The 7,096-nt window shown below is 73.6% G+C and carries 10 protein-coding genes; 9 read left to right on the forward strand and 1 reads right to left on the reverse strand.

The annotated features are described in order from the left end of the window. The 3 genes from KBX39_RS18360 to KBX39_RS18370 form a co-directional block, all read left to right on the forward strand. Positions 1–545 (forward strand): alpha/beta fold hydrolase (locus tag KBX39_RS18360; RefSeq protein ID WP_210871683.1); only part of this gene is annotated, 545 nt, incomplete at its 5' end. Positions 546–618: 73 nt separating this feature from the next. Beyond that, the gene (locus tag KBX39_RS18365; RefSeq protein WP_043323924.1) at positions 619–1,269 is read left to right on the forward strand and encodes a GntR family transcriptional regulator; all 651 of its coding nucleotides are present in this window, start codon (positions 619–621) and stop codon (positions 1,267–1,269) included. Next, positions 1,266–2,546: a nitrate/nitrite transporter gene (locus KBX39_RS18370; RefSeq protein ID WP_210871685.1), complete on the forward strand. Its 1,281-nt coding sequence runs from the start codon at positions 1,266–1,268 to the stop codon at positions 2,544–2,546. Before KBX39_RS18365 ends, KBX39_RS18370 begins: the two co-directional genes overlap by 4 nt. A gap of 39 nt (positions 2,547–2,585) precedes the next feature. Here the strand turns inward: KBX39_RS18370 and KBX39_RS18375 are convergent, their stop codons facing one another. Then, positions 2,586–2,999 carry a hypothetical protein gene (locus tag KBX39_RS18375; RefSeq protein WP_030504610.1) on the reverse strand — a complete coding sequence of 138 codons (414 nt, stop codon included), beginning with the start codon at positions 2,997–2,999 and terminating at the stop codon, positions 2,586–2,588. 139 nt (positions 3,000–3,138) lie between these two features. Between KBX39_RS18375 and KBX39_RS18380 the strand changes: the two genes are divergently transcribed. From KBX39_RS18380 to KBX39_RS18400, 6 genes are all read left to right on the forward strand, one after another. Then, positions 3,139–4,227 carry an S-(hydroxymethyl)mycothiol dehydrogenase gene (locus KBX39_RS18380; protein WP_043323928.1) on the forward strand — a complete coding sequence of 363 codons (1,089 nt, stop codon included), beginning with the start codon at positions 3,139–3,141 and terminating at the stop codon, positions 4,225–4,227. Next, positions 4,224–4,853, forward strand: a complete 630-nt coding sequence (locus KBX39_RS18385; protein WP_210871687.1) for an MBL fold metallo-hydrolase — start codon at positions 4,224–4,226, stop codon at positions 4,851–4,853. The genes KBX39_RS18380 and KBX39_RS18385 overlap by 4 nt, the downstream gene beginning before the upstream one ends. A 165-nt stretch (positions 4,854–5,018) precedes the next feature. Further along, on the forward strand, positions 5,019–5,147 hold the full coding sequence (locus tag KBX39_RS33835) for a hypothetical protein (RefSeq protein WP_282102429.1): 129 nt from the start codon (positions 5,019–5,021) through the stop codon (positions 5,145–5,147). Then, positions 5,117–5,275 carry a DUF3626 domain-containing protein gene (locus tag KBX39_RS33415; protein WP_247660340.1) on the forward strand — a complete coding sequence of 53 codons (159 nt, stop codon included), beginning with the start codon at positions 5,117–5,119 and terminating at the stop codon, positions 5,273–5,275. The genes KBX39_RS33835 and KBX39_RS33415 overlap by 31 nt, the downstream gene beginning before the upstream one ends. A 220-nt stretch (positions 5,276–5,495) precedes the next feature. Further along, complete coding sequence (locus KBX39_RS18395; RefSeq protein WP_210871689.1) at positions 5,496–6,221, forward strand: hypothetical protein; 726 nt, start codon at positions 5,496–5,498, stop codon at positions 6,219–6,221. Between the two features lie 327 nt (positions 6,222–6,548). After that, positions 6,549–7,096: hypothetical protein (locus tag KBX39_RS18400; RefSeq protein WP_210871691.1), on the forward strand; the 548-nt coding region annotated here is incomplete at its 3' end.

Below are 7,096 nucleotides of genomic sequence, written 5' to 3' on the forward strand. Positions count from 1 at the left end.
GCAACTCCCTCGGCGGGGCGGTGGCGATGCGCCTCGCGGTCGACGCGCCGCAGCGGGCGGCCAGCCTGGCGCTGCTCAACAGCGCCGGCTTCGGCCGGGAGGTGACGGTGGCGCTGCGGCTGCTCGCGATCCGCCCGCTGGCGCCGCTGCTGCTGCGCCCGCAACCGGGGATCGCCCGCCGCAGCGCGCGGGCCATCATCTTCGACCCGGCGTACGTCACCGAGGAGCGGATCGCCACCGCGCTCGCCGTCGCCGGGCAGCCGCACGCCGCCCGGGTGATGCTGGAGCTGGTCCGCGACCTGGGCACCTGGCGCGGGGTGAAGCTGCGGTGGCGCGCCGAACTGCTCGACGCGGTGGCCGCGCTCGACCTGCCCACGCTGCTCGTCTGGGGCGACCGTGACCTGATCCTGCCCGCCACGCACCTGGCGTACGCCGGCAGCCGGCTGCCGCACGCGCGCCGCCATCTGTTCCGCGACACCGGGCACATGCCGCAGATCGAGCGGACCGCCGAGGTGGAGGCGCTGCTGCGGGAGTTGTGGGCCTGACCCGCGGTGGCCTGCGCCACTGCCCGGGCCCGCGATCGAGCGGCGGGACGAGCCGCGGAGCAAGCTTAGATACATGACGCATCCCAGCCGGACCGCGCCGTCCGCCGCCGAGCGGGCGTACCGGCACCTCAAGCAGGCCATCCTGGAACAGGTCTACCCGGGCGGCCAGCTCGTGAGCGAGGGCGAGATCGCCGACGCGACCGGCGTGTCCCGCACCCCGGTCCGGGAGGCGCTGCTGCGGCTGGAGACCGAGGGTCTGGTCAAGCTCTACCCGAAGCGCGGCGCGCTGATCCGGCCGGTGTCGGCCCGGGAGATCGCCGACGTCATCGAGGCCCGCCGGCTGGTCGAGCTGCACGCCGCCGAGCGGGTCTGGGACCGCCGCGCCGAGTTGCGCGCCGACCTGGCCCGCCGGCTGGAGGAGATGCGACGCGCGCACGCCGCCGGTGACATCAGCGCGCTGATGGGCGCCGACCGCTCGTTCCACGCCGCCGTGGTCGAGGCGGCCGGCAACGAGATCCTGGCCGAGCTGTACCACCGGCTGCGCGACCGGCAGCTGCGCATGGGCGAGGCGAGCTTCCGGCTCTCGCCCGGCTGGGCCGAGGTCGCCCTGGCCGAGCACGCCGGCCAGCTCGCCGCGCTCGACGGCGACGACCCGCAGGCGTGGCGCGACGCGGTCGCCGGGCACATCGACACCGCCGCGCGGATGCTCGGGACGCTGCGGTGAGCGTGTCCCGCCGGCCCGCGGCCCTGGTGTACGCGGTGGCGCTGACCGCGTACCTGACCGCCGTGTTCCACCGCAGCTCACTCGGCGTCACCGGGGTCGACGCGGCGGATCGGTTCCACATCAACGCCTCCGCGCTCGCCACGTTCTCCGTCGCCCAGCTCGCCGTCTACGCCGCCATGCAGGTCCCGGTCGGGGTGCTGCTCGACCGCTACGGCTCGCGCCGGCTGCTGCTGGCCGGCGGCGCGCTGATGGTGGCCGGGCAGATCGTCTTCGCGGTCGCCACCGACGTGCCGGCCGCCGTCGCCGCGCGGGTGCTCGTCGGCCTCGGTGACGCCATGACCTTCATCAGCGTGCTGCGCATCGTCGCGTTCTGGTTCCCCGGCCGCCGCAACCCGCTGCTGGTGCAGCTCACCGGCACCGTCGGCCAGCTCGGCGCGGTGCTCGGCGCCGTACCCCTGGTGCTGCTGCTGCACCGCGCGGGCTGGACCCCGGCGTTCCTGACCGCCGCGGCGCTCGGCGCGACGGTGGTGCTGATGATCCTCGTCGCGGTACGCGACACCCCGCACGCCGAGCACGCCACCGCGCTCGCGCCCGACCTGGCGACCGTGCGCCGCCAGCTCGCCGAGGCGTGGGCCGAGCCGGGCACCCGGCTGGGCCTGTGGACGCACTTCGTCACGCAGTTCTCCGGCTCGGTGTTCGCGCTGCTGTGGGGGTACCCGTTCCTGGTGCAGGGCCAGGGCTTCTCGCCCACGGCGGCGGCCGGGCTGCTCACCCTGATGACGATGGTGACGCTCGTGTGCGGGCCGGTGCTCGCGCATCTGTGCGCCCGCTTCCCGTTCCACCGCTCGGTGTTGGTCTTCGCCATCACCGCCGGCACCGCCGGCATGTGGGCGGTGGTGCTGGCGTGGCCGGGCCGGGCGCCGCAGGCGCTGCTGGTGGCGCTCGTGGTGGTGCTCGCGGTCAACGGTCCCGGTTCGATGATCGGGTTCGACTACGCCCGCTCGTTCAACCCGGTGCACCGCATCGGCAGCGCCACCGGCATCGTCAACGTCGGCGGTTTCGCCGCCTCGATCGTGCTGATCCTGGCCGTCGGCCTGGTGCTCGACCTGGCCACCCCGGCCGGGCACGACGCGCCGCCGCTGTCCGCGTTCCGCTGGGCGTTCGCCGTGCAGTTCCTGCTCTGGGCGCTCGGCGCGGCGCAGGTGCTGCGCTACCGCAACGCCGCCCGCCGGATCGCCGCCGACCGGGCCGCCGCGACGGCCGCGGCCCCCGTCTGAGTACGCGGCCGGCCCGGAGCGGCTTTCGGCGCGGGCGGCTCAGCGCCGGTGCCGCACCAGCGAGTCGAGCATCAGCGTCAGCCCGGCGCCGACCAGCCACACGTCCTTGGCCAGCCCGATGCCCTCCTGGCTCGGCCGCAGGCTGCTGCCCTCCCGCATGCCGGGCGTCTTCAGGTAGAGCTGCACCAGCCCCGCGCCGAACGCGGTGAGCGCGGCCCCGGCCAGCAACGACGGCACGAACGGGGCGAGCAGCGCCGCGCCGAGCGCCGTCTCGCCCCGGGACAGCAGCACGGCGAACCGGTCCGGCGGGATCTGCCGCAGCTGCGGCATCGCGCCGGCCGCCATGCCGTGCATGCCCGCGGCGGCCTCACCCTCCAGGCCCCGCTTGCCCAGCCCGGAGTTCAAGATGTACGCGCCGATGGCGACCCGCAGCGGCGCATGCGACAGCCTCATGATCACTCCCGTCCCACCTGGTAGAACCGGCACACCGGGTACCCGGTCATGACCAGGACAATCCGGCGGGCTTCATTGGTTCGCGGGTCATGATCAGCGGTAGGTTCGGGGTGCAGAAGCACGCAACAAGGGAGGCACTGTGAGCCAGGAAGTCCGGGGAGTCGTGTCGCGGCGCAAGGGCGCGCCCGTGGAGGTCACCACCATCGTGGTGCCCGACCCGGGACCGGGCGAGGCGGTGGTCCGCATCCAGTCGTGCGGCGTCTGCCACACCGACCTGCACTACCGTGAGGGCGGCATCAACGACGACTACCCGTTCCTGCTGGGCCACGAGGCCGCCGGCATCGTCGAGCAGGTCGGCGACGGCGTCACCGACGTGGCACCCGGCGACTTCGTGGTGCTGAACTGGCGCGCGGTCTGCGGGCAGTGCCGGGCCTGCCGCCGCGGCCGCCCGTGGTACTGCTTCGCCACCCACAACGCGACGCAGAAGATGACGCTCACCGACGGCACCGAGCTGACCCCCGCGCTCGGCATCGGCGCGTTCGCCGAGAAGACGCTCGTGCACGCCGGGCAGTGCACCAAGGTCGACCCGTCGGCCCGGCCGGCGGCCGTCGGCCTGCTCGGCTGCGGCGTGATGGCCGGCCTCGGCGCGGCCATGAACACCGGCAACGTGACCCGGGGCGACTCGGTCGCGGTGATCGGCTGCGGCGGCGTCGGCGACGCGGCGGTGGCCGGCGCGGCCCTGGCCGGCGCGACCACGATCATCGCGGTGGACACCGACTCCCGCAAGCTCGACTGGGCGCGCAAGTTCGGCGCCACCCACACCGTCAACGCCTCCGAGGACGACGCGGTGGAAGCCATCCGCGCCGCCACCGGCGGCTTCGGCGCCGACGTGGTGATCGACGCGGTCGGCCGCCCGGAGACCTGGAAGCAGGCGTTCTACGCCCGTGACCTGGCCGGCACGGTCGTGCTGGTCGGCGTGCCGACGCCGGAGATGACTGTCGACCTGCCGCTGCTGGACGTGTTCGGTCGCGGCGGCGCGCTCAAGTCCAGCTGGTACGGCGACTGCCTGCCCAGCCGCGACTTCCCGATGCTGACCGAGCTGTACCGGCAGGGCCGGCTGGACCTGGACGCGTTCGTCACCGAGGAGATCGCCCTCGACCAGGTCGAGGAGGCGTTCAGCCGGATGCACCACGGCGACGTGCTGCGCTCGGTGGTGGTCTTCCCGTGACCGCCCGCGTCGACCACGCCGTCACGTCCGGCACGTACTCCCTGGACGGCCAGACGGTCGACGTCGACAACCACGTCTGGGTGATCGGTGACGACGCCGAGTGCCTCGTCCTCGCCGCGCCGCACGACGTCGCGGCCATCCGCCAGGTGATCGGTGACCGGCGCGTGGTGGCGATCGTGGCCACGCACGCCCATGACGACCACGTCCGGGTCGCGCCCGAGCTGGCCCGGGCCACCGGCGCGCCGGTGCTGCTGCACCCGGCCGACCGGGTGCTGTGGGACATGGTGCACCCGGGCACCGCCCCGGACGGCGAGCTGACCGACGGGCAGACCATCACCGTCGGCGGGACCACGCTGCGGGTGCTGCACACCCCCGGCCACAGCCCCGGCGCGTGCAGCCTGTACGTGCCCGACCTGGGCGCGGTCTTCACCGGCGACACCCTGTTCGCCGGGGGACCGGGCGCCACCGGCCGGTCGTACAGCGACTTCGGCACCATCGTCGAGTCGATCCGTACCCGTCTGCTCACGCTGCCGCTGGAGACGGTGGTGCACACCGGGCACGGCGACGACACCACGATCGGGGCCGAGGCGCCGCACCTGGACGAGTGGATCGCCCGGGGCCACTGAGGACCACACACCCGCGCGGGTCCGGCCGGAGCAGTCCGGTCCGGGCCCGCGTGCGGCGTCTTCCGGCCCGTCCGCGCCCGGGCGCCGCCGGATGTCCGTCCGCTTCGGACGGATCCGGAAAGCCGTGTGGCCGGGCGACGTTCCGCCCCGGTGACACTCGCGTCCGTGCCCGTCGCCGCCCTCACCGACGCCCAGTCCGCCGCGCTGCGTCACGTCCGCCAGGTCGCGCTCGCCGTCATCGTCGGGCGCCTCGCCGCCCGCCGGTGCGAGGAGGTCGTCGCCGCGAGCGGCTGACGCTCAACTTCCAACCGGATCGGGTGCTGCGCGGCGGCCGTACCGTGGTCCGGGCCCTCGATGCGGTGACGCTGCAGCACCTCAAGCAGCTCCGGCACGCGCTGGTCCGGTGCGGCGTCTCGCCCTGATCGTCCCGTTCCTCGCCCTTCACCCAGGATGCGGACCGGGTGCCCGGAATCGCGGGTGACCTGGACCGCAGCCTCGGCGCTGCCCGGCATTTCCGGAATGACCGACACTGCGGGCTCGTTGTGTCCCCCATACCGTCGGAACCCAAACACCTACCCGGCGGTAGTCCCCCGAGGGGCGCTCATCCCGGAGCGCGTCGTAACGATCGAAAGGGCAACCATCGTGAAGCAGCACTTCACTCGATGGCTCCCCGCCATCGCGAAGACCGCCGTGGCGAAGACCGCCGCCGTCGCCAAGAACCGCCGCGCCGTGCTGAGCGTGGCGGGCGTGGCCGTCCTGGGCGGGCTGGCCGTCGGCCCCACCGCCGTGGCCGCGCCCGTGACCAGTGGCCCGCACGCCGGCGCCAAGGCCGCCATCGACCTGGCCACCGGCAAGCAGACCTCGACCGAGGCGGTCAAGCCCGGCCAGACCACCGGCCTGGACAAGCTGCCGACCAGGGCGGACCGGCCGGCCAAGGAGAAGCTCGTGCCGCACGGCGTCGAGGGCGCGCAGTCGCGCATCCCGCTCGACGACGCGCAGCTCGCCAACGCCAAGGCCATCGTCGAGGCGGCCAAGGAGACCGGCGTGGGGGAGCGGGGCGCCGTGATCGGCGTCGCCACCTCGCTGCAGGAGTCGAAGCTGTACAACCTGGGTCACCTCGGCGCGTACAACGACCACGACTCCGAGGGCCTGTTCCAGCAGCGCCCGTCGTCCGGTTGGGGCACGTCCGAGCAGATCACCGACCCGGAGTACTCCAGCAAGGCGTTCTTCAACGCGCTGAAGAACGTCGGCGGCTGGCACGAGCTGCCGCTGACCACCGCCGCGCAGACGGTCCAGGTGTCCGCCTACCCGTACGCGTACGCGCAGTGGGAGGAACAGGCGGCGGACATCGTCCAGCAGGTCTGGTGACCCACCCGTAGCGAACGGCCGGCCCTCCGGGGTCGGCCGTTCTCGCCGATCTTGGAATTGTGGTGCCTCGCATACCTCGGATACCGGACATCCTGGGCGCCACAACTCCAAGATCGGCGGGGCGGGGTGGGGGCGGGGCGGGGGGCGTTGTAAGCCGGTGCGCGACCGGGGTGGCGCCGGCGAGCGCCCCCGGGGAACAAGCCCGGGGCGTCGGTCGTTGCAGATGCACCCGGCACGCCCCGCGCTGCCGGATCCCCCCGAGAACTTCGAGCGCCTGACGGTGCCCACGCATCCCCCCGATGCGTCGACCCCCGAACGGAGCCCACCATGAACACGATCCTGCGCAAGAGCATCCTCGGTATCGCCGGTCTCGCCTTCACCGGTGGCGTGTTCGCCGGCCCGGTCGCCGCCCACGCGGCGGAGACCGCCACGCCGGCCGCGGCAGCGGTTCAGGGCGTCAGCCCGCAGGGCGAGCAGTCGCACGTGGACCTGAACGACGAGCAGATCGCCAACGCCAAGGCCATCATCGCGGCCACCAAGAAGGCGGGCCTGCCCGAGCGGGCCGCGGTCGTCTCGATCGCCACCGCGCTGCAGGAGTCGAAGCTGGAGAACCTGGGTCACCTGGGTGACCGCAACGACCACGACTCGCTGGGCCTGTTCCAGCAGCGGCCGTCCAGCGGCTGGGGTACGCCGGAGCAGATCACCGACCCCGAGTACTCGACGCTGGCGTTCCTCAAGGGCCTCAAGCAGGTCGACGGCTGGCAGGACATGCCGCTGACCGAGGCCGCGCAGACCGTGCAGGTCAGCGCCTACCCCGACGCGTACGCGCAGTGGGAGAAGCAGGCCGCCGAGATCGTCGCCGAGCACTGGAACAA

The sequence above is a fragment of the Micromonospora sp. D75 genome (assembly GCF_018070405.1).
Classification (GTDB): domain Bacteria; phylum Actinomycetota; class Actinomycetes; order Mycobacteriales; family Micromonosporaceae; genus Micromonospora; species Micromonospora chalcea.